This window comes from Chryseobacterium sp. 2VB (assembly GCF_005503635.1).
Classification (GTDB): Bacteria; Bacteroidota; Bacteroidia; order Flavobacteriales; family Weeksellaceae; genus Chryseobacterium; species Chryseobacterium cupriresistens.
The window spans coordinates 201,959-226,304 of sequence record NZ_SCNC01000003.1; the positions used below are offsets into that span (position 1 = coordinate 201,959).

Sequence of the window (24,346 nt, forward strand, 5' to 3'; positions counted from 1 at the left end):
AATGAAAATTTAAAGTTAATATAAGAGAAACTATTTAACTATTCTATGTCTTGGCAGCCCAATCTCATGTGCCTGTGGATAAGGTTTTCGAAAAGTCATACTTACATCTTCCTTAATCTGTCTGTGGATATCATATTGTTTTTCTTTATCATAAGCGTATCTGGGGTCTGGGATCATTGGCATTTTGGCCATCTTATGAATCGTTACAGTCGGAAAATGAAAATCTACTTCTACTGTTCCCAGTAATAAATAGCAGCCGCCACCCTGAAAGTCATAATTTTTCAGGCTATCCGGAAAATGGGCTGTATCAAAGTAATCTCCATTTGCATCAGTCCAGGTTCCGAAATACATCGTTCCTTTTTTGGTTGGAACATGCTTCCTTGAGATAAGATAGGCGAGCATTTTTACCTGTTTTTTATGATACTGCAGTAAATCTTTTACGAAAACAGATCCTCTGTATCGTGTTTGCAGTAAATCAAAAGGGCTGCATGAAACCGGAAAACCAATCAGTTCGATTTCGTCGAAAGCATCTTCAAACTGTTCTCTTTTTAACTTCGGAAGTTTAAACTCCTGAACGGGTTCTTCAATCAGCATAAGCCCTCTCTGTTCTGGTTTAAAATTGACCAATAGTAATCGGGCTTCCACCAACAGTTCATTTTTAGGTTTACCTGTGAATCTGAACGCGCCAATAAAAATAAGAATCTGTATTGTTTCAATACCAATGGGAATTCGTCTGATAAAATCTTCCAGCGATTTGTATGCTCCATTTTTTTCGCGTTCTTCAACAATACCATGTGCTACTCTTGTTTCGAGCCCTTCCAAAAGCATCAGCCCCAGGTAAATATCTGTTCCTTTAAGCGTTGTCTTATATTCACTGGTATTCACACAAGGAACCTGAACATTTCCACCTGACATTTTTGCTTCATGGATATAGACTTCGGTGCGGTAAAATCCACCTTGATTGTTAATCACAGAAACCATAAACTCCAACGGATAATATACTTTCAGATAAAGACTTTGGTAACTTTCCACGGCATAGGAAGCGGAGTGAGCTTTGCAGAAAGAATATCCGGCAAAAGACTCAATCTGTCTGTAAGCTTCAGCAGTAAGTATTTCCGAATGCCCCTTTTCTCTACATTTTTCAAAAAAATTAGCTTTTACCTCCTGAAGCTTTTTGATTGATCTTCCTTTTCCGCTCATTGCCCTACGTAAAATATCACCGTCTGCAAGAGACAGCCCTCCAAAATACTGGGCAATCTTCAGCACATCTTCCTGATAGACCATAATGCCATAAGTTTCTTTTAAGTGCTCTTCAAATATGGGATGAAAATATTCAAACTGCTCAGGATGATTATGTCTGAATATATACTCCCGCATCATACCGCTTTGTGCTACTCCAGGTCTGATAATAGAGGACGCGGCAACCAATATTCTGTAATTATCACATTTTAATCTTCTTAAGAGTCCTCTCATGGCCGGAGATTCAATATAGAAGCATCCGATAGTTCTTCCTATTGCCAAATATTCGTTAGCTTTCTGTTCATCTTTGGAAATCGTTGTATCCCAGATATTAATATCAATTCCTCTTGTTTTTTTTACAAGGTCTACCGTGTCTTTAATAGTACCCAGCCCACGTTGTGAGAGAATATCCAGTTTTTCCATTTTTATATCTTCTGCCACGTTCATATCAAACTGGGCAATCGGAAAACCTTTGGGGGGCATTTCTAATGCTGTGTAATGGGTAATGGGCTCTTCCGAAATAAGGATTCCACAGGCGTGCATACTTCTTTGATTAGGAAACTTTTCCAATAACTTACCATATTTCTGCACCTGTTCCACTACTGAATTCCGGTCATGAACTTCCATTGATTTACCTGCCAGATCATCCAACTCTTCCTTGGGCAGACCAAATACCTTTCCAACTTCCCTGAAAATTGATTTGTATTTGAATTCAACATTAGTTCCGCAAAAGGCGACATGGTCTTTTCCATACCTGTTGAAGATATACTCCAATATAGCATCTCTGTTCTGCCAGCTCCAGTCGATATCGAAATCGGGTGGTACCTGGCGGTTAAGATTGAGGAATCTTTCAAAATAAAGGTCAAGTTCCAGAGGGCAAATGTCTGTAATTCCAAGGCAGTAGCTTACAATGGAATTCGCGCCGCTTCCCCTGCCAACATGCATAAACCCCATACTGTTGCTGTAGCGGATAATATCCCAGGTGATCAGAAAATGGGCGCAGAAGTTCAGTTCATCAATAACTTTCAGCTCTTTTTCAACTCTTTCTTTTGCCGTCTCATGATCTTTTCCGTACCGTTTTTTCAATCCTAAATAGGCTAATCTTCTGAGAAGTTTTACATCAGACTCTTTAGATTTTTTATAGTGTTGCTTATTCTTTACTTTTCCAAAATCAAATTCAAATTTACATTGTTCGAGGAGGCTTTTCGTATTTTCAATAATCCGGGGATATCTTTCAAATGCCTTTATCATCTCCTGTTCGGAAATAAAATACTCAGATCTGCGGCAAACTTCTCTTTTGGTCAGCTTAGACAATAAGGTGTTGTGGTCAATAGCCCGCAGAATTTTATGCAATTCGTATTTTTCATCAGAACTAAAGGTAACAGGATGAAAAACAACCATTTTAGCGATGTATTTTTCATATTCGGGACGTATCAGAAAATTTAATTCTTCTATTCTTACTCCTATAAATTCATTGTCTTTCAATTCCCGAGGAATATTACTCATGGGATAAACAATAAATACATCTTTGAATTCAGGGGCAATTTCAGTCAGTTCTTTACCATTACAATTATGATCTGTAATCATTTTGTTGATCTCACCAATTCCTGAGAATTTTCTGGCTATGCCTACATAAAGAAGTTTCCCCCCGTTTCTGACCTCAACACCGGGAATAGGTTTTATTCCCAGCTCTTCACATGTTTTTTTAAAATCATAAATTCCCGTCACGGTATTGATATCAGTAAGCACCAGCTCTTTGATCCCTAAAGCCTTGGCTTGTTCTGCTAATTCCTGTATGGATAATGTTCCATAACGAAGGCTGTGAAAAGAATGACAATTAATAAACATGTTGAAAGATTTAAAATTATTTTCCGAAGTCAAAACCGGAGGCACGCCCTACCGCATCAGACCCAAAGCGGTTTTTGATATCATCCATTGTCTGATATAAACTCATTTGTTCCTCGGTGTCTTCAAATAGATTCATCTGATGGTTTCCGTGTACTAATCCTGTAAATCTCAGCCCTACCAAACGAAGCCTCATTCTCCTTGTATAGGCTTTATTAAAAAGGTCTAATGCTACCCTGGATAAAGTATGATCAGCAGAGGTATAAGACACTTTACACTGCCTGGTCTCGGTATCGAAATTGGCATATCTTATTTTTACCACCACTGTAGATGTCAGCCATTTTTCCTGTCTCAACTGATAGGCCAGCTGCTCTGCCATTCCCGATATCATCCGTTTTAACTCGATAATATCCATAGTATCATTGGTAAAAGTTCTTTCAGTTGAGACAGACTTTCTTTCGGAATAGGGAACAACAGGATTTTCATCAATTCCGTTGGCCTTTTTCCAGAGTTCCTTTCCGTTAACGCCGATCATCTGCTGCAGAACCAGTACCGGCATTTCAGATAAGGTATGAATCGTCCGGATTCCGATTCTTGATAATAACTGAAAGGTCTTATCACCCACCATTGGAATTTTTTTAATGGATAAAGGGTTTAAAAATGGCTTCACTTCCATTTCTCTGATTTCCAGCCTTCCAACAGGCTTTGCTTCTCCGGTACCAATTTTTGAAACGGTCTTATTGGTTGACAGCGCAAAACTGATCGGAAGTCCTGTTTCTTTGGTAATTGCCTCAGCAATTTCTTTGGTCCATTGGTAGCAGCCAAAAAACTTATCCATTCCTGATAAATCCAGATAAAATTCATCAATACTTGCTTTCTCCATCAGCGGAACTTTTTCCTGAATAATTTCGGTTACAGTATGTGATAAATTGGAATACATTTCATGATCGCCTTTAATAACTTTTGCATCAGGGCAAAGCCTAAGTGCCATACGAATTGGCATGGCTGAACGAACCCCAAACTTTCTTGCTTCATAGGAACACGATGCCACGACTCCACGGTCTCCACCTCCTATGATGAGAGGAATACCCTGAAGCTGCGAGTTATTACGCCTCTCGCAGGATACGAAAAATGTATCAAGGTCCATATGTACAATTGCACGATTCACGTTACAAATTTAGTTACGTTTTTAAACAAAATTTGTATTTTTGTTGTTACAATTTGTAACAATGTCAATTTTTTCAGATAACATACGCTTTTTAAGAGGTAAGAAAGAAAAAACTCAACAAGAGTTAGCGGATACTTTGAAACTTACCCGTTCCAGATACGTATCTTATGAAGATGGCAGATCCGAGCCACCTATCGAAATATTAATCAAAATTTCCAAGTTTTTCAATCTCAGTATTGACCTTCTTGTATCTGTTGACATCAGAAAGTACCCGTTGGAAGATATTTTAAAACTTCCTGACAATCGAATTGTCTTACCCGTTGTTGTAGATCAATTGGGAAATAACAGTATCGAAATCGTTCCGCAGAAAGCATCAATGGGATATTTATCAGGTTATAGTGATCCGGAATATATTGAAAGTCTGCAAAGGATTTCACTTCCTTTTTTAACCAACGGAAAATATAGAGCTTTTCCGGCTCAGGGAGACTCAATGCCTCCTTTTAAAGATGGTTCCTATATTATCGGGAAATATGTTGAAAATATTGATGACCTGAAACCGAATAAAAGTTATGTTTTTGTGACTTTGAATGATGGTATTTCTTACAAGAGATTGAAGACTAAAAAGAAAAAATCAATCACAGTGGTTTCTGACAATGCATTTTATAAGCCTTATGATATCCCTTTGGGAGAAATTATAGAGATATGGCAGTATGCATCAGGTATATTTCCTGAAGATTTTGATTCAACCAGTTTTGAAAATTATAATTTTAAAGATATATTTTCAGAACTAAAAAATAATATTACGGAATTAGAAAATAAGGTTCTTGCTATAAAAGATCAAACCATGTAACTAATTATAGATTAAATCATCCTCAGCCGTTCTTCCTCAAGGTCGAGCTGGTACAGCTGATGGCGGATAATTTCTTCATTAACGGAAATATCTTTATTCAGTTCTGAAAGAAACTGTCTCTGGCTTTCCAGCATTTCAAAAAAGATATCTTTGGTCTTTTCATTCATCCATTCGGTATTATTGGTCTGTATTTTTTCTTCCCATTGTTTCAGCATTCTTTCCAATCCTGCATGGCTGTTCAGTTCAGTTTCATGCTTGGTTTTAAGAAAATGGTAGACATGCTGCTTTAGTTTATATTTTATTTCTTCCCGTGTCTTTTTATCTTTTTCTTCATCTGTGAAATCATCAAATACATGTCCATATTTTATAAAGTAAGGCAAAGTAAGTCCCTGTACGAGTAAGGTAAGCAAGATTACCACGAAAGTAATGAACAGGATAAGGTTTCTGTTGGGAAAAGGGAGTCCGTTTTCAAGGGTAATCGGAATGGCCAGGGCAGCGGCCAGTGAGACAACGCCTCTCATTCCTGTCCATCCAAGCATCAAAGGCATCAGGAGACGTCTTCTTGCGGAAGAAGCACGGGGAGCGACACTTGGCCGGAAAATCAATGTAGCCAGCATGGCGGCATAAGAACTTATGATTCTGGCAGCAATCAGAATACCGGTCACCAACACTCCATATTGGATAGCAATTCTCAAAGGAATTCCCTCTGACCGCAGCCCTCCGACAATTTCAGGAAGCTCGAGCCCTATTATTAAGAATACGATGCCATTCAGAATAAATACGAAGCTTTCCCATACGCTATACCCCATGATACGGCTGGTACTGTTTAGAAATATCATTCGTTTTCCAGACATATACAACCCACCACAAACTACAGCTAAAACTCCGGAACAGTGAAACTGCTCTGCGACCCAATACATCAGATACGGTTCAATAAGGGTCAGGGCAATATCAGAAGAAGCTTCTGTAGGAAGCCGCTTGTGAGCCTGTACAAAAATCCATGCCAGTACTAACCCAATTCCTGCACCTCCGATTACCATCCATAAAAAATCCAGAGAAGCTTCCTGCCATACGAACTGTCCGGTTCCTACAGCAATCAGAGCAAACCGGAATATAATAAGAGAGGAAGCGTCATTCAACAGACTTTCTCCTTCCAGAATCGCAGATGTAGTGGATGGTATTTTTACAAATTTCATAATGGCTCCTGTACTCACAGCATCCGGTGGAGACACAATGCCTCCCAGCAAAAACCCGAGAGCAAGTGTAAATCCGGGAATAAAATAATTCGCTGTCACCGCTACTGCCAGCGCTGTAAAAAAGACCACTAAAAAAGCAAAGCTTCCGATAATACGCCACCATCTTTTCATTTCTTTAAAGGAAATTGACCATGCAGCCTCAAACAAAAGAGGAGGCAAAAAGATAAAAAAGATAAGATCCGGATTGATCTTTACCACCGGAAGACCTGGGACAAAACTAACAAGCAGTCCGAATACAACGAGTAAAACAGGATAAGCAATTTTTAATTTTGTAGCCCACATGTTGAGCAGCACAATAGCCACAATCATGGCCAATAAAAAAGGTAGGATGGTATGCATTGATATTGTGTTTTATCCGTCATATTTACTACTTCTATTTGATTTTTAAAAATTTAAAAACAATTTTTTCTTATTTTTTTGTGTATGGATGAATTTATCTCCTTCTAAATCTTTTTACTTTATGTTTTTCACCTCAGGTTGAATATTTATAGAATTTTAAATAAAACACGTCAAGTTTCGTCGCATCCGCGCTATACTTTTGTTCTACAAGAAAATAAGAAATATGGACAAAGTAACCTTAGAACGGATTCAGAAACTTCACCCGTTGGTAAGAGATGAAGTGAAGCAAATTATACAGGAATGTGATGAAGCACTTACCGGAAGAGCCAAAGTGCGGATCACTCAGGGATTAAGATCTTTTGAAGAGCAGGAAAAGCTTTATGCAATCGGAAGAATTACTTCAGGAAAAAAAGTAACCAATGCCAAGGCAGGGCAAAGCATTCACAACTATGGCCTTGCAGTAGATATCTGTCTTATGATTGACGGAAAAACAGCAAGCTGGGATACGGCAAAAGACTGGGATAATGACAACGTTGCAGACTGGTACGAATGTGTAAAAATCTTTGCCCGCCACGGCTGGGATTGGGGCGGAAACTGGAAAACATTTAAAGACCTTCCCCACTTTGAAAAAAAGACAATTCCCTCTAAAAAAGGACCTGTAAAAACCAGCTGGAGAACGCTTTTGAAGATGCCAAAAGACCAGCAGAATTACGTTATTTTTTAGTCTCATTTATTTGAAATTAAATATAATACGACACGTTCTGTCGCTTCCCCAGACTACCTTTGCTTTATAAGAAAACAACAAAAAAAGCAATGAAATCTAAGTATGGAATCTCCACAATTTTTAAAATATTAAACAGATTCTGTAGATGTAAGATTGCATGTGTCCTTTTAACAAACCATTAAAAATATCACATGAAAAAGACAACCATTCTTTCTTTGGACGGAGGTGGAATAAGGGGAATTGTAACCTGCATTATTCTGCGTTACATAGAAGAACAGCTCCAGTATTATGATAAGCCTTCCGCCAAGCTGGGAGATTATTTTGATCTGGTAGCTGGCAGCAGCACCGGAGGTCTGATTGCTTCTATTATTCTCTCTCCTGATGAAACCCGAAAAGCAAAATATTCTATTCAGAAAGGATTAGAATTATATGCTGAAAAGGGCGGCGACATCTTCCAGGTTTCCTTTTGGGAAAAACTGGTTAATCCATTCGGATTATTGAATGAAAAAATTTCCCAGGAAGCTCTGGAAAAAAATTTACATGATTTCTTTGGAAATTTAGAATTAAAAGAATTAATAAAACCCTGTTTGATAACAAGTTATGATATAGAAAACAGAAGAGCAAAGCTTTTCAACTCCTGGAAAGCCAACCTCAGCACAGACAATTTCTATGTAAGAGATATCTGCAGAGCGACTTCAGCAGCTCCTACGTATTTCAGTCCTGTTCAGATTAAATCAATGTATGGCCAGATTTTCAGTCTGATTGATGGCGGTATGTTTGCCAATAATCCCGCATTGTGTGCTTATGCAGAGGCCAGAAAGATTCCTTTTGCAGAAGTTTTAAAAAATCATCAGAAAGCTAACCGTCCCACGGTAAACGATATGATAATAGTTTCCATCGGAACAGGGATCGAAGCAAGGCCCTACTCTTTTAAAAGACTGGAAAAAGCAGGAAAAATTGGCTGGGTAAGCCCTATTGTTGACATTTTGATGTCTGCCAATGCGGAAACAGTAGATTACCAGCTGGAACAGATGTTTCAGACTCTGGGACTTAGAAATCAAAAAAATTATTATCGTCTGAATCCTTCACTGAAAAATGCTTCTCCCGCCATGGATAATGTAAGAAGATCCAATATTGAGAATCTGATACAGGCCGGACTGAGCTATATTGATGATAACCGAGAAACTTTGAACCAGATTGTTCAGAAACTCATCAAAAATAAAATATAAGCTTTTTGCCTTATAACTACCTTATATAAGTTATTAAGATTATATTTAAAAATTAAAAAATCTTTTTTAAACACGTCAAGTTTTGTCGTTTCGCTCCACTACCTTTGGAGTATCAAAAAAGACACAGAACAACAATCTAAAAAACTTTAAGAAGCCTTTGAATTCAACATTTCCCTATGCTGAACAGCCTGAAATATGTTCAAAAAAATATAACCAACACCTTATCACACAAAACATGGAAACACCAGATCACAATACAGATATACTCATCGATGAAGATCTCTATACGATAGAATGGAGTGATATCGAAAATGCTGAGATGGATTATGAAAACTATCTCAATGACATTGAAAACTTCTTCAGAGAAGATTTTGAAAAAGGAATACCTGAAGAAGATATTTTTTAAATAAAATTAAAAAAACACGACAAGTTCTGACGCTGTCCGCCATTACCTTTAAATCTCTGTAATATACGCACAGCAATCTCATTAAACAACCCCGAACCCCTTTGAATTCACCATTCACAAAATGCTGGACAGCCAGAACTATGTCTTAAAATATAGCAATCATAAGCCTGTTATACCAAAATACAGGACATATAATCAATTTATTAACCAACAAATCACACAACGTTTTATGAAAACAAAAGAAGAACTCAGGCTCTATTTTGAAAATGGAGATATTCCAAAACAGGAAGACTTTTGGGAATGGCAGGACTCTTACTGGCATAAGGATGAAAAAATTGACATGCAGAAAGTTGCAGGTCTGGAGAATGGTACTTTCAACATACTCTATGCTGAAATCGATGCTGATAAAAATGCTTCACTGGCTTTCTTTTCAAAAAGAAAAATTGTGATAAAAGAAGGAACACTCACTATTCCCAAAAATTTCACCGCAGGTCTGCAGGTAACTGACGTAGAAATCCCTGACTCTGTAACAACTATCCAGGAAAGCGCATTTAGTAACGGCGGCTTAACGACCTTTACAATTCCTCCAAAGGTAACCGAAATCCCCAATTGGGCTTTTTACAATAACAGATTGACGTCTTTATTTATTCCGGACAGCGTTATCAATATTGGAATACAGGCATTTACAGCCAATCAACTGAAAGAAGTTCGCCTTCCCAAAGGAATAACGATTATCTCACAAGGAGCCTTCTCTGCCAATAAGCTGACATCTGTTGAGATTCCCGATGGAGTAACAGAAATTCACTCGGATGCTTTTGTCAGCAATCAACTCACCTCAGTAACCATTCCGGCCAGTGTACTCAAAATTGAAAACAATGCTTTCAGAGTTAACCAGCTTACAAAAGTAACATTAGGCCCTGAAACGACCTATTTACCTTATTCTTTTGACAGCACAGTGGAAATCGTGGGAGGAAAACTCATCAATTAAAATTTTTAAGCAAATGAAAACAAAACAAGAATTAAAAAAATATTTCGAAAACGGAGATATCCCGGTACAGGAAGAATTTTGGGAGTGGCATGATTCATACTGGCACAAAGATGAAAAGATTCCTGCAGCTCAATTAGATTATGATCTGTCACAAAAAGCAGATGCAAATGCATCCAATATAAATCCGCAGAATGCTCAGCTTTGGAAAGAAAAAATTGAAACGCAGACAGCTATTCAGGCTCCGCAATTAAATGGAAATATCTTAACGGTATTTTATACAGGTGAGAATGGTGTCCAGCAAAGTAAATCGGTAGATTTAAGCAGTTTGGTAACCCGTGATATCAGTATTGAGAATGCTTCATATGATGCCTCTCAAAATATTATTACCATTACCCAGAATGATGGCTCTGCCTTTCAGATTAATCTTTCGGAATTCAGTATCACTCCCACCACCAATGCAGATGGAAGTGTTACATTGTCACAGGAAGGACAGGAAAAAGTTATCCTGAAAAAAGTAGCTGTAACAGGCAGTTATAATGACCTTTCTGACAAACCCACTTTTAGCGGGAATGATAATTTACAAAATGTCATCGACAGAGGTAACGGAACAACCAAACCTATTATTTTTCAGCCAAGCCAGGGCAGAGCAGGCGAAATCAATTTCAGTCCTACAACGTATTCCTTCTGGTTTGGAAATTTGAATACGGATCACACCGGAGCCTACGGATTGGGAATTGGTTATAATACATTATCAAAATTAACCACCGGAGCAAATAACGTAGCACTTGGTTCTTATGCTTTAAATGAAACCACTACGGGAAGATGGAATACCGCAACGGGTGTTTCAAGCGGAACTAAACTTACAACAGGTAATTTCAATGCTTTTTTCGGAACACAGGCGGGAACTGAAACAACAACAGGAAATGGAAATACGTATATCGGAGATGAGGCAGGAAACAAAAATATTGCCGGAACTAATAACACTGCGCTTGGGCTTGGAGCCGCTTATTCCTTAACTAATGGAACCCAGAATACCTTTTTAGGTGCTTTTGCGGGAAATATTCATGGAAAAGCGACAACTTCGGGTGCATGGGGATCGAATACTTTTGTTGGATATAATGCCGCCTCCACTACACATGCTATGGGGGTTTGGGGTGACAACAATGTCGTTATCGGCTGTAATGCCCCGTTAGGAGGTTCAACCTTCAACAAACTGGTGATTGAATCCAATCCGGTAGCAAGACGCCATGATTTTGTAACGCCTTTAATTGGTGGAGACTTTGCTGCAAGAACATTGGATTTTGATGCTGTGGTTTCTGCAAAAAGAACACCTTTAGCGGATAACACCTATACAAAAGTAGCGGTTCTGAACGCCGGTAATGTACTTGGATATAAAAACTTATCAGACTTTACTGATTTCATTTCATTAACAGGAACTGGGACGGGAGCTCCAGTGACAGGTAATATCCAGTTTACAGATGAAGACCCGGAAGAGAGAATCATTTACAGAACTAATGAACTTGATGGTGTAAAAAGTGCACTCGGTTTATTTCCTGAATCTGTAATGATGTTTTCAGGCAATTTAGATGGAACAAATGCCTCCAGTGTAGATGTAAGTAAAGAAAATGGTGTTTTCGCTTATGGACAGGGCTCACGTTTGATGCTGAGTGGTGTAGGTGCCGCTTTAAGACAGACAAACGGTGGAGGTGTAAAAGGAATTTTTGCAAGTCCGAACATAGATGAACCTGTGCTTATAGAGCATGAAACAACAGATGCCAGAGGATTAAGTTCTAAAACTTATTTTGGAGACAATGCCCAGGAAAATGATTACATCCAGAAACAATATGCAGACAAACAGCATTCCTACAGTACCAAAGAAGAGCTGACAGGCGGAAAATGGATTAACGGTAAGCCTGTTTATAAAAAGACCCTGTATCTGAATCAGATTCCGAGAACAGGTGAAATCGATTTAACACCTGAATTCCCGGATCTTGAAACCATTATCTCCAACGAAATGTTTACAGAATGGGCTGATCTTAAAGCAGCATTTGCAGGCAACCAATGGAGAACAAAAGCCTATATCACAATCGAAAGAGAAAGAGCCATTATTGAGCTGTTGAATGTAACTGATTACAATTATTCTCTTATCAATTCATTTACCCTAACCCTTGAATACACAAAAAAATAATCAACCATGTCAACAAATAATACATCAACAGTAAAATCAGCATTTACTGTCGGAAAATCCCTAATAGGAGAAGGAATTATTAACTACAAAGAAACAAACCCTATGAATACCAATAACGCATCACAATCACTTTTCAGATTTGTAAGTCTGAGAAACCCGCAATTAACAGAAATTAAAGACAAAAACTTAGGATTTATCCACAGACCTAAAGGAGTAACCGGTGTCTTTGATACAGCAGTCGTTGGAAGACCTGCCAAAACTTTAAAATTTACAGCTATGAAAAGGGCTGCCGGTGAGTTTAACAATTCCGGATTCGAAAGCGAGAAGAAAATCGAAGAAGGAGCATTTAAAGACCTTCTGATGATCGGAAGAAAGCTTTCTAAAAAAGAAACATTAGAAAGCGCTGACTGGACGTTCGTTACGGATTATTACAAAAGCCTTATTAATACCAACAGACAGCTGAACGCAGAAGGAATTGCTATATTTTCCCAGCTTTGGAATAATTATATTTATCAGATTGTTACCCAGGGAGATTTCTATATTAAAGAAGCCATCAGCCACATTTTAATGGCTATTCAGCTTGGCTTTGCCAGCAATCAGGACCTTACTGATCAGGAAATCATCAAAATTAATGGAGAAAAACCATTGGAAAAAGCAATGGATGGAAAAATTATACTTCCTACCATTCTATTTTCAGAGGATACAGAAACGGCATCTTTAGTTTCATCTGCAAACGCTGAAGGTTACGAACCGGCTTTGGCAGCAAGAACGGTTCAAAGATTAGAGTCTGAAGCAAGAGCTTCTTTTGTATCCAGCAAAGCGGTCCACAGAAAAGAATCTCTGAACACACTGAATTCCGAACTGGAAAAACTTCAGAAAAAGTTCCATAAATCCAGATATCAGACTTACCAGGACGAGTATTCCAAATATATGGCAGAAAACAAAGAACGTTTGGAACTGTATGACAGAAAGCTGGCCGAAGTAGACAGTAAAATCACTCCGGACATGTCCGAAGAAGAAAAAGAACGTCTTTACAGCACTTTGAAAGAATATGAAGTTGCTCCTTTCGTATTTACGTACAAAAATGAAATCAATTTGGAAGATTTGCAGGCAAAGCTTTCTCCGGAATCTTTCGACCTTTTTGTGGAACTTTTCGGTGAATCCACAACCAGCCTAACTTCTGTGGCAGAAGATACAGACAGCCTTCAGATCCTTTCGCACGACACCTTAAGAATGGGTGCTCAGACCATTGTTCTTGATGATGAGATTGAAAGCTATGCTGATGCTTTACTTGTTGTAAGAAACAATATCTCTGCTTCCATGGAGACGGCACTTCAAAATAGTCCTCTTCCGGAACAACAGTATGCCAATATCGGCGGAGCTTCAATACCTCTTATTCAGAATACAGCCAGAACACCGATGGCATACAGCTTATATGCTCACAGCGCTTACGTAGTAGCAGGCAGCAGAGGATTTGTTAATTTTTCTTTTGAAGTTGAAGATGTTTCGTGGAGCGTTGCCAATGCTAAAATTACAGCTACAACAGATGCTGCCGGAACTTTCGAAGAAAATTACAGCAATATTTCTGTAGTTGATAATAAAATTACCTTACCTGCGGCTTTGGTAAACAGATTCAGAACCAGCTTCAGTTTCAAAATAGAAATTATTTTTGATAACGGAAGCCAGGCTTATGGAGAGATTGCCACGCAATATCTGAAAGAAGACTTAAACCTTACCGGAATGCTGACTCTGAAGCGTGCAGCAGTTGAAAACCCGGGTACACCTGAACCAGTTACAACCCAAAAACGAAAAAATTTCGGGATCAAAAGATTGGGTGTAGCAGATTATATGAAAGTCGTGCAAAGTGTTCATGCTTATGTTCCGGGAGAAGTGTCCAATATTGAGAACGTTATGGCAAGCGAACTGAGACATAAGTCTTCCGTTTCCAGAGAATACTCTGAAATCACGGATACAACTTCCAAATCTCAGGAAACAGAGAAGATGTCAGACACTTCCAAAACTTCCAGAACGGATATGCAGACCGAAGTTGCGAAAGAAATTGAAAAGCAGCAAAGTATTTCTGCCTACACAAGATTCAGCTATGGAAATGACAGTGCCATGAAGTTTGAAATCGGAGCAGATTATGCCAATAACTCAGCACAGCACGACAGTACAAGACAAGCTGTAATGAAATCTCAGGAAATTACAGAAAGAGCAATGGAAAGAGTTCTTACTAAAATTTCAGAAGAAAGAGTACAGAAAATCATCAAGGAATATACGGAAACCAATGTTCATGAATATGATAACAGAGGAAAGGTAACCAACACTGATAATGCTGAAGCTGCACAGCCTAAACACATTACCGGAGTTTACAGATGGATCGACAAGAAAATGAAAAACCAGATCTACAACTATGGTAAGCGTACAATGTTTGAATTTATGGTTCCTGAACCTTCAAGATTACACCGTCTGGCTCTTACTGTTGCCAAAGCTCAGGTACTTAAAGCTCCTGTAGATCCAAGAAAAGCACCGGAACCATGGTTAATGGCAGATCCAAAATCGGCAACGATTGTACAGATCCAGCATTGGGCTCAGGAATACGGAGTAACTTTAGAGGCATTCCCGGAAGCAACCAAACAAGTAATTCATACAGCTTCCAGCGTTCCTCAGACAAATGATGATTTTGGAATTGACTATACACAGTTTACCATCCCGGACAATTATGCCGGAAAAAATGCAAGCTTTGCCTGCAGATCAACCAGAAACAGAGGTGGTGGATGGTCAGGGTCACGTTATTCTGAAGTGATGTTCTCTAACTTAAAAGGAGATATGATTGGCCGTTCTGAACGTGGTGGAGACCTTAATTTTGACGACGGGTCATCTGGTTTCAATATCACAGGTAATGTATCTTTCCAGGTGAAGGGCCACAACGTAAGAAGTTATACCATCAAAGTTGTTGTGAACTGTGAGCTGAGCGATGCCTTTATCAACAAGTGGAAAACAGACAGTTTTAATGATATTATTAAAGCCTATGAAGCTGCTTATGCCAAATTCCAGGAAGATCAGGCAAGGCTGGATGCAGAGCAAAAAGAAAAAGAAGCTCAGCTTAAAGAAAGACAGGATACTTTCTACCGTTATATGGAACATGATGTCTTAAAGCACAACTGTATCGCTTATTTATTACAGGATTACCTTTATACATTAGGCCAGGAAACAACTAACGGTGCCGATGAGAAAACAACCATGGATAATTTCCAGGTATACCTGAATGAAAATCTGGACAGATATACAGCCCTTGCCAAGTTTATGGAACAGGCATTCGAATGGGAAATCATGGATTACACCTTCTATCCTTACTATTGGGCTAACCGTAAGAGCTGGCAGGAATTCTATATCAGCGAAAGTATGGACCCATTGTTCAGAAGTTTCCTGCAGGCAGGTATGGCAAGGATTATCGTTACCGTAAAACCAGGTTTCGAAGCAGCTGTTCAGTTCTTCCTTGAAACAGGATTGATCTGGAATGGCGGTTCTGTTCCGGTAATCGGCGACCCAATGTACATGAGTATCGTAGACGAAATGAGACAGCCTACCGGAGAACCTCAGGGTAAATACTGGATTACCAGAATCCCTACTACCTTAACGATCCTTCAGGACAAATCCACAGGACTTCCGGTAAATCAGCCATTACCAATTTTCCCGGAAAATGCCCCTGAGAATTGTGAAAACCCATCAGAATTGGAGTTTGAAACAAGCTTCAGATTGGATGAAGATGCACAATTGTCACATAGTGACGGAGCTACAACATTGCCTACCACAATTGTCGGATAGAATTTACCTTAATGGCGGTGTGAAATATCACCGCTATTTTTTTACAATTTTTAATTTCAAAAATCTTAAAAAATGAAAAATATAGATATTAGAAACCTAGCAAAGATTGGTGTGGCAGATGTGGATGTTTATAAAACAGACAGAAGGAAATACTCAAAATATAAGCTTGAAGGTGATGTTACTTTTTATCGTTCAAAAACAAGTATTGAGGATAAATTAGGTAATGAGGATTCACAATATTTCGGAAAATTTGGTTATGACAGATATAGTTTAGTTACTTCACCACAAAAAAGCTTTATTTACTATTTTGATAAAAACGGTAAATCACTAAAAGATGCAAAAGCAATTTCTATAAACGACTATGTTTGCCCATATTTAAGTATTTGGCCTAAGACCGAGGTCTCTTTATATGTAAAAGCAAAAGGTACTTCCGGAGGCGAAGAAATACTAGAATATGAATGTAAAGAATGGGACAAAAATGCTCAAACATTTTCAAAAACCACGTCCAAACTGAATATAACAAAAAAAGATCCTGAAATACTAAATAATATAAAGTATTTCAAAATCAATATTGAATGTAAAGAAAGTTTTGAAAATGACATAAGTATTGTTGCTAAATACAACAACCAAATTGTTGGAAGGTTAATCGTAAAAGCAAACTCCAAACTTTATCGAACGACTATTCAGCCAGTATTAATCAATTTCGGTAAAAAAGCAAGTACAGAGTTAGCATCTCTGCCCAAACATGATGATTTTATTGAGAACAAACTTTTACCATATTTTAATAATAAATCTTTTAACCAGGCATACATTCAGGCTACATTAGCTCCTACAACGAAAACGGTTACCTTTTCTTTAGATGAATTTATGAACAAAAAGCTTTTTTTTACAGATGAAGGTAAACTAAGACTTGATAGGAGTCAAAAACTTGCCTATAATAATTTAATAGAATCAAGATTTGCAGCCTATAATTCTGACGCACAAGAAAAACAAACCATTAATGAAGAGCTAATGACTCTTGCTTATGAAATGATTCAAGGATTTAAGGATAAATTTAATTTTGGAAAAACTTCGGATTTAAAAAAAGCAGCTAAGTTTTACGAAGAAAAAAGAGCAACAAATGCATGGAAAAGTGATAGGGTGAACAAAGCTTATCAAAAATATAAAGAACTGAAAAAAAAATACAAAGGAGACAACACTATAAATAAGAACAATATTACTTACTTGTTTTATAGTAATGATCTCGAATCAGCAAGAACCAAAGGAGAAAAAGATAATGTCCGGGCATTCTCTGCAACTGGCTTTGGTACCGTTCATATTTTCAACCACGCCTTAGAAGCCAATAAAAGAGCGGAGAAAGAAAGAAAACAAGACGATAAAACAGAAGCTTTAATTATTCATGAATTAGGACATGCTTTTGGACTGAACCATACTATGGAAGATGTTGCTAAGCGTAGTGTAGAAAGAATACAGGGAGAAATTGATGCTAAAGAAAAAGAAATACAAAACTTCTTAACATTAAAGCAAAAAAGCTCTGAATATGAAAAATATATTCGTCTAGACTGGATATATAGTGGTTTATACGATATCCTTTCACAAAAGAAGGAAGAACTTTCAGTTGAAAGCTTTGAAAGCAGCTTTTTAGTGTATTTTATTAAAGATATAGAAGATAAATGCTGGTATTACGAGCACATGAAAGTTAAAAATATTTTTAATAGTGTTATTTTGCACATGGAAGAAAATATTGATGCTAAAGTTGTTGTATTACATGATCAAACTGAAACTGAGCAAGAAAAACAAGAAAGAGTAGAAAGAGAAACTCCTCTTACATTTAATTCAATTATTCAAACGCGTAGAAACGAGATTATAGCCTTACAAGCAAACAAATCCCGCCAAGAAAAACAAATAGGAATTGTTCTTCCCCAAACTGAAACTTTAGAAAACTTCCTAGACTATTCTCAATATGGAGATGCAGATGGAAATGAAGCAGCACCAAGAAACAGTAAGTTTGAGTATAAATCTTTTTATCAATGGCAATGGAAAAAAATGATTGATACTGGAGTTAAAAATAATTATCTTCGTTTGATAGAATAATAATTATGAAAAATAAATTAATAATCACACTATTTGCTACTATATTGACTACTATATGCTTTAAAGCTCAAAATCTTCCAGAAAAATTTGAAGAAAATAGTAAATATGGTGTTCGGATAGATGGTAAAAATGTAGTCCCTGCTATTTATGATGATGTCTCCACAGATTTTTTAGTAATAGCTAAAAAGGGTAATAAATTTGATTTGTATAATAATGATTTAACGCTCTTAGATCAGAATATTAAAGCATATGAATATTTTATTCCAATGGACATATTTCAAATAATTACCAAAAACAATAAAATAAAAACATTTAATAACAAAGGACAACAAATTGATGTTTCTAAACTGAAGATTGGATCACAAAAAGATCTATTTGTTAAAAGTGACAGAGCTCTGGAAAACTATACGATAACAAATAATGGTGTAACATATACACGTAAAGAATATTTTGGAAAGGAAAATTATCCGAGAGAATTCAATTATAAAATAATTAAAGATGGGAAAGATACCAGATTTGTAAACAATGAAAAAAACTTAATGATTTTATCATTTTATAATTCTCATATTTCAGATTACTTCGAAAAAACATCATCACCCGATTATACTGAAGAAACTCTTTACAAACCTCTAAAACACACATACATTATACTTAAATTAAATGGAAAGTATGGTGTTTGGGATTTCAAAGAACAAAAAGAAATTATTCCATTTCATTATAAAAAAATTATTCCTTATCAAAATTATTTGTATCTGGAAAAAGACGGATTGTCTACCTTCTATCCTAATATAGGTACCGATCCAAGATATAAAAAACTTGGACCTTATCTTGGAGCCTTCGCCAGGTTTGAAACTCCAGACGGTAAAATAGGCTGGGTAGACAGAAAAGGAAAAGAATATTTTGATCAATAATATATAAGCCACAGCAATGCTGTGGTTTTATATTTTTTAAACTGTCACATTCTTACTATATTCATCACATGTAAAATATTGAAGTAATTAAAGAATATAGCAGTATTGAGAGTTAAAGAAAAAGATTTAACATGTAACCGTTTAGATGGCGGAGGAGTTCCTATATATTATCACAATGGCAGCCCTTTTACAGGTATTGTTTTACGATACTATGACACTGGCGAGCTTTTGCGAAGAGGAATATAAAGACGGATATCAGGAAGGATGGTTCAGATCTTATCATAAAAACGGTAAAAAATACACAGAATACAAAGCCCATAACAACGTAGAATACAACGGGACTTATAAAAATCACTTTATTATGAAAGAAGAAAAAATAGATAAAATCATAATTTCTTTGAAAGATGTAAAAAAAAAATGGATTATATAATCCAGATGGTACCTATGTAGGCTTTGATGTACGCACAGAGGACTATAAAGAAAGTCCTGAATGGAATGAATTTGATTTCAAAAAAGAAGTTTTTGAAGATCTTTTAGGAGATGACTTTGGGAAGAAAGACTTTTACTATGAACCCAACACATGGGAGTTTGTTGTTGATGCACTGGAAAATAAAATTAGAGATGTACTGAAAACAATGAAAAAAGTACCGGAAGAGCATACCAAAAATCCTATGGAATATTTGAAAACTTACAAAAATGAACATTTTGATCCTATTACAAATCGTTCTATTTTTTATGAAGATGTTAAAGAATTTCTTGGTGAATTATATCATTATAATATTCGGGAAAATGTCAGAGATAAAAACTTATATTATTTTCAACTTTTTTACAATCATCTAAAAAGTAGTTTCAAAGAAGGTTTCCCTTTGTATATTACGGCAGCCACTATTGAAGACCAAAAATAAATGTCTATTTAAAACAAAAATAAAACACGACACGTTTTGTCGCATGAACCGCATATATTTGTCCTATAAAACTTTACCATGAACGCAGCTCCGCTGCACCCTAAAAATAGAGAAATGAAGAAAGATTTTTATCTGACAAGATATGCCTTAATAATTAAAAGATTAGAAAGTTCTCCGGCTACCTATTCACAGCTGGAGGACTATCTTTTAAACTCTTTTGAATTCCAGGATGCGGGAATCAAGAGCTACTCTATCCGTACCCTGCAGAGGGATATCCGGGAGATTTCCGATCTTTTTAACCTTTCTATTCACAACAAAAAAAAGGGTGACAACCGATATTATATCGAAAGCCGCCCGATTATGGAAGTGGATGAGTACAATCAAAAACTACTCGAATCTTTTCAGGTAAGCAATGCCCTGAATCTTCACCCGGACTTTTCAGATTTCATCTTTTTTGAAAGCCGAAAACCCACCGGTGTAGAACATTTTTATGACCTGTTCTTTGCGATCAGAAATAAAAGAGTTGTAAGTTTTGAACACTACAATTACAAGAACAAACTGATGACCTCCAGAAAAGTGCATCCTTTGGCTTTAAAAGAATCTAAAGACCGATGGTATCTTATTGCTATTGATACCAAAGACAAAGTTTTAAAATCATTCGGGCTTGACAGGATCAATTATCTTGATGTGGCTAAAAATCAGTTCAGGGAGAAATACAAATACAACTTCAGAGAGCACTTTAAAAATGCATTCGGAGTGATGAACCTGACAGAACAGAATCCGCAGAACATTGTATTGAAATGCAGCCGCCATCAGGGAGAGTACATCAGAAGTTTCCCACTTCATCAATCTCAGAAAGAGACCAAAGAAACACCGGAAGAGATCTATTTTGAGTTCTTCCTCCACCCTACTTATGATTTCATGCAGGAGATTCTTTCTTACGGAAAAGAAGTAACCGTTCTGGAACCGAAAACATTAGTTGAAGAGATTCGCAATCATTTGCAGGAATCTTTGAATCGTTATCTTGAAAGCTGATCATCAGGAATATATTTCATATTTTTTGTTATATTTACATAAATATACCCTTATTGAAAACTTTATTCATTGGCATCAGCTGCTTTATCTCTTCCTTTTTTCTCGCACAGCAGAAAGAAGAGTTCAGACTCGTAAAGAGTTATTATAACCAGCACAGAAATATGCTGAATAAAGAGTTCAAAAAGAAATTTGATGCAGAACCCGATACGGTAAAAAAAGCTGCCATAAAGGGAGACTTCCTTTTTTTCATGAAAAAAATGGATAGCATTGAAAACAATGCCCTGATCGGAGCTTTATTAAAAGTCAGAAATCTGGAGGATCTTCAAACCATCAAAAATCCCAGGCTCACCTCATCTGAAAAGTTTTCAGATGCTGAAAAAATTGCAGATTATCCCGGAGGCATCAATTCTTTGAGGCAGGAAGTAGCCAACCTGCTGTATGTGGATGGAGTATATTCTAAAGAGAAGATGATAAAAACGGATGTTGACTTTATTGTTGAGAAAGATGGAACAGTCAGTAATGTCCGTGCACAGGGAGACAATTTCACCTTTAACAGACAGGCAGAAATTGCTTTATATTCTCTGGCAGAAAAATTTTCTCCTGCAATGATAAAAGGTGATCCTACAATTTACCGCTTTAAACTTCCTTTAACTTTAACAATAACAGACTAATGTTTACCGACGAATATTATATGAAAATGGCACTGCAGGAGGCAGAAGCCGCTTTAGAAAAGGATGAGGTCCCTATCGGATGTGTGGTAGTCTCCAACAACAGAATCATTGCAAGAGCCCATAACCTCACGGAAACATTAAATGACGTTACCGCTCATGCCGAAATGCAGGCCATCACCTCTGCTGCCAACTTTCTGGGAGGGAAATACCTGAAAGACTGTACGCTTTACGTAACGATGGAACCGTGTGTGATGTGCTCAGGAGCTCTTTCCTGGTCTCAGGTCTCGAAGGTAGTGATTGGAGCGCGTGATGAACAGAGAGGTTTTATCAACAAACATCTTCCTCTCCATCCTAAAACAGAAGTTATTACAGGAATCATGGAGACGGAATGTTCTTCTATTGTTAAAGAATTTTTTAAAAGTAAAAGATAATTAAAAACAAAAGCCGGAGGATAGTGATATTCTCCGGCTTTCAATTTTATAATAGTAAGACAATCTCTTTAGTCTTTTAAGATACAATATCTCACCAGATCAAAATATTCTCCGTCCTTTTTCACTTCTTTTATCAGAACAGCCTCCTGCTCCATTCCTATTTTCTCCATAATTCTTCCGGAAGCAGGATTGTGAAGGAAATGAGTGGCAAAAATTTTATTGAGCTTCAATTCATCAAAGCCAAAATCTATTATCCCTTTTGCAGCCTCGGTTACATATCCTTTGTTCCAGTAAGGAATTCCTATCCAGTAACCAAGTTCAGCTTTATCATCTTCCCTGTCATGCAGCCCGATAGCTCCCATGATTTGACCTTCTTTATTCCGGATCGCAAACGTATATCCTGCATTATTCTCAAAAGCTTCTTTTGACATTTTCACCCAGGATCTGGCATCATTTTCCACATATGGATAAGGAATATTGGAAGTAAGATCAGAAAAAATCCTATGCTGAAGAAGTTCAACGATAAAAGGAATATCCTTTTCTTCCAGCTGTGAAAGGATCAGTCTTTCGGTTTGTAGTATGGGAAATTTTTCCATTATATTAATTGTAAGATTGAGGAACTAAAGTATCAGCTGGATTCAACCTCAACCTTAATCATTTAATTTATAAATCTTTTCCGAGGAAATACAGACCTTTCAATGTATGGAGCCTGTCCATCACATGAATCTTATCCGTCAGAGGTTTATAGACATGGGAAACTCCTCCTGTTGCCACTACGAAACAATCGTCATTCACTTCTTCGTTGATACGACTGACAAAGCCTTCCACCATTCCGAGAAAACCATATACCATACCACTTTGCATACAGGTTACCGTATCCAGTCCCAAAACAGATTTTGGTTTCTTCAGTTCGATATCCGGAAGCTGTGCGGTCTGGTTAATCAGTGAATTCAGAGAAGTTACAATTCCCGGAGCGATAATTACTCCTAAAGTCTCCCCTGTTTCTGCTACACAGCTTGCCGTAAGTGCTGTTCCGAAATCTATGACAATCTTCTTTCTGTTTGGGTACAAATTGTGTGCAGCCACCAGGTTTGCATAGATATCGGTTCCCATCTGCTTGGATTTAGCCTGCACTCCGGAAGGTGTATTTCTGTCAACAATCACAGGATTTGTTCCATGAATTTTTTTGATCCCGGAGCTCATTACTTTGGTAAGCTGAGGTACTACGGATCCGATAATTACCTTATCAATCTCTTTCGGATCAATTTTATAGGTTTGATAGAGCATCAGCATCTGTACATAAAGTTCATCTGCTGTTCTGTAAGGTTTTGTATTGACGACCCACGAAATATCACAATTATCGCCATTGAAAAGACCAAATCTGATATTGCTGTTTCCTACGTTTATTACGATTGAATTCATTGACATATTTTTCAGAAGAAATTCATTGCACAAATTGAAATCCTGCTTATTTTTGAGGCACTAAATTTAATAATTTTAAAAAAAAGAACCTGTCATTATCCAACTAAATTACAATGACACACTTATTTTTTCTTTCCTGAGAACAAATCACTATATTTAATAACACATTATAATTATTCTGATTAACTCATGAAAAAACTGATCCTCGGTACTTTACTATGTCTCAGCATCTCTGTTTTTGCACAATCCGGCAATTCAATGGCAAGCATTTTACAAAAAATAAAGAGTCAGTCGAAAATTGATACTCAGGATAAAACAGTTTATGATCTGATGGATGAGTTTTATCAAAAAAATCTTCAGGCTGACAATGATGAAATGACTCCCGAGTTTACCCACAAACTTCGAAAAGCAGTTTCTGATTCAAATACCAAGAATATACACCTGCTTTATCTTTTTTTGATGTATCAGCAGCATATCAGCCAGGCCGTAGCAGAAGGAAAAAGCCCCAATCCGGTGTTTCAGATAGAAACTATGCATCTTCTGGAAAGCGAAACAAAAGAAGTATATGGAAAGCTTCCGGCAATCATTTACATTTTTAAAGCAGAGGCTTTAGATAGCGGCTCAAAAAAAGAAGAAGCGAAAATGACGGTCGCAAGCGGTTTAAAAGAATATCCGGATTCTGTTCCTTTAAAGGTTTACAGTTATCTAAATACCAAAGATGAAAATTTGAGGAAGGATCTTACCCAAAATCATCCCAATCACTGGATGGTACAGCAATTTGGAATACAATAAAAAAATCCACAGACTCATCTGTGGA

20 protein-coding genes are annotated in these 24,346 nt (G+C 37.1%); 15 read left to right on the forward strand and 5 right to left on the reverse strand.

Annotated features, from left to right (window positions below; translation table 11 throughout):
- Positions 1-30 precede the first annotated feature (30 nt).
- Both FFS26_RS04955 and dinB read right to left on the reverse strand, forming a co-directional pair.
- Positions 31-3,087, reverse strand: a complete 3,057-nt coding sequence (locus tag FFS26_RS04955; RefSeq protein ID WP_110008336.1) for a DNA polymerase III subunit alpha — start codon at positions 3,085-3,087, stop codon at positions 31-33.
- A gap of 16 nt (positions 3,088-3,103) precedes the next feature.
- Positions 3,104-4,252: a DNA polymerase IV gene (gene dinB, locus FFS26_RS04960; RefSeq protein ID WP_110008335.1), complete on the reverse strand. Its 1,149-nt coding sequence runs from the start codon at positions 4,250-4,252 to the stop codon at positions 3,104-3,106.
- 61 nt (positions 4,253-4,313) lie between these two features.
- On the opposite strand from dinB, the gene FFS26_RS04965 reads away from it, so the two are divergent.
- Positions 4,314-5,102 (forward strand): LexA family transcriptional regulator, encoded by a 789-nt coding sequence (locus tag FFS26_RS04965; protein WP_110008334.1) that lies wholly within the window; start codon positions 4,314-4,316, stop codon positions 5,100-5,102.
- Positions 5,103-5,113: 11 nt separating this feature from the next.
- Here FFS26_RS04965 and FFS26_RS04970 read toward each other — a convergent pair whose 3' ends face one another.
- Positions 5,114-6,697 carry a Na+/H+ antiporter gene (locus FFS26_RS04970; RefSeq protein ID WP_110008333.1) on the reverse strand — a complete coding sequence of 528 codons (1,584 nt, stop codon included), beginning with the start codon at positions 6,695-6,697 and terminating at the stop codon, positions 5,114-5,116.
- A gap of 223 nt (positions 6,698-6,920) precedes the next feature.
- Here FFS26_RS04970 and FFS26_RS04975 point away from each other — a divergent pair, with 223 nt between their 5' ends.
- The 13 genes from FFS26_RS04975 (at position 6,921) to FFS26_RS05030 (ending at position 22,107) form a co-directional block, all read left to right on the forward strand.
- Positions 6,921-7,421 (forward strand): M15 family metallopeptidase, encoded by a 501-nt coding sequence (locus FFS26_RS04975; RefSeq protein WP_110008332.1) that lies wholly within the window; start codon positions 6,921-6,923, stop codon positions 7,419-7,421.
- Positions 7,422-7,612: 191 nt separating this feature from the next.
- On the forward strand, positions 7,613-8,650 hold the full coding sequence (locus tag FFS26_RS04980; protein WP_137904442.1) for a patatin-like phospholipase family protein: 1,038 nt from the start codon (positions 7,613-7,615) through the stop codon (positions 8,648-8,650).
- A gap of 235 nt (positions 8,651-8,885) precedes the next feature.
- Positions 8,886-9,056 carry a hypothetical protein gene (locus FFS26_RS22415; protein ID WP_167497887.1) on the forward strand — a complete coding sequence of 57 codons (171 nt, stop codon included), beginning with the start codon at positions 8,886-8,888 and terminating at the stop codon, positions 9,054-9,056.
- A gap of 229 nt (positions 9,057-9,285) precedes the next feature.
- Positions 9,286-10,044, forward strand: coding sequence for a leucine-rich repeat domain-containing protein (locus FFS26_RS04985; RefSeq protein WP_171006244.1), 759 nt, complete (start codon positions 9,286-9,288; stop codon positions 10,042-10,044).
- Between the two features lie 13 nt (positions 10,045-10,057).
- Positions 10,058-12,232, forward strand: coding sequence for a hypothetical protein (locus FFS26_RS22695; RefSeq protein ID WP_185149758.1), 2,175 nt, complete (start codon positions 10,058-10,060; stop codon positions 12,230-12,232).
- Between the two features lie 6 nt (positions 12,233-12,238).
- The gene (locus FFS26_RS04995) at positions 12,239-16,060 is read left to right on the forward strand and encodes a hypothetical protein (protein ID WP_110008327.1); all 3,822 of its coding nucleotides are present in this window, start codon (positions 12,239-12,241) and stop codon (positions 16,058-16,060) included.
- A gap of 72 nt (positions 16,061-16,132) precedes the next feature.
- A complete protein-coding gene (locus FFS26_RS05000; RefSeq protein WP_110008326.1) occupies positions 16,133-18,154 on the forward strand; it encodes a hypothetical protein in 2,022 nt (673 codons plus the stop codon).
- A gap of 5 nt (positions 18,155-18,159) precedes the next feature.
- Entirely contained in the window at positions 18,160-19,065 is a 906-nt protein-coding gene (locus FFS26_RS05005) for a hypothetical protein (protein ID WP_137904444.1), read from the forward strand.
- Between the two features lie 175 nt (positions 19,066-19,240).
- Positions 19,241-19,495, forward strand: coding sequence for a hypothetical protein (locus FFS26_RS05010; protein WP_137904445.1), 255 nt, complete (start codon positions 19,241-19,243; stop codon positions 19,493-19,495).
- Between the two features lie 205 nt (positions 19,496-19,700).
- Positions 19,701-19,970: a hypothetical protein gene (locus FFS26_RS05015; RefSeq protein WP_062673174.1), complete on the forward strand. Its 270-nt coding sequence runs from the start codon at positions 19,701-19,703 to the stop codon at positions 19,968-19,970.
- A 114-nt stretch (positions 19,971-20,084) separates the two neighbouring features.
- Positions 20,085-21,005, forward strand: coding sequence for a helix-turn-helix transcriptional regulator (locus tag FFS26_RS05020; protein WP_137904446.1), 921 nt, complete (start codon positions 20,085-20,087; stop codon positions 21,003-21,005).
- Between the two features lie 53 nt (positions 21,006-21,058).
- Positions 21,059-21,676: a hypothetical protein gene (locus FFS26_RS05025; protein WP_228449391.1), complete on the forward strand. Its 618-nt coding sequence runs from the start codon at positions 21,059-21,061 to the stop codon at positions 21,674-21,676.
- Positions 21,676-22,107: a nucleoside deaminase gene (locus FFS26_RS05030; RefSeq protein ID WP_137904447.1), complete on the forward strand. Its 432-nt coding sequence runs from the start codon at positions 21,676-21,678 to the stop codon at positions 22,105-22,107. Before FFS26_RS05025 ends, FFS26_RS05030 begins: the two co-directional genes overlap by 1 nt.
- A gap of 68 nt (positions 22,108-22,175) precedes the next feature.
- On the opposite strand, the gene FFS26_RS05035 is transcribed toward FFS26_RS05030, so the two are convergent.
- The gene (locus FFS26_RS05035; protein ID WP_137904448.1) at positions 22,176-22,703 is read right to left on the reverse strand and encodes a GNAT family N-acetyltransferase; all 528 of its coding nucleotides are present in this window, start codon (positions 22,701-22,703) and stop codon (positions 22,176-22,178) included.
- Positions 22,704-22,770: 67 nt separating this feature from the next.
- Positions 22,771-23,529, reverse strand: coding sequence for a type III pantothenate kinase (locus FFS26_RS05040; RefSeq protein ID WP_137904449.1), 759 nt, complete (start codon positions 23,527-23,529; stop codon positions 22,771-22,773).
- Positions 23,530-23,718: 189 nt separating this feature from the next.
- Here FFS26_RS05040 and FFS26_RS05045 point away from each other — a divergent pair, with 189 nt between their 5' ends.
- The gene (locus FFS26_RS05045) at positions 23,719-24,321 is read left to right on the forward strand and encodes a hypothetical protein (RefSeq protein WP_137904450.1); all 603 of its coding nucleotides are present in this window, start codon (positions 23,719-23,721) and stop codon (positions 24,319-24,321) included.
- The last annotated feature ends 25 nt before the right edge of the window (positions 24,322-24,346 follow it).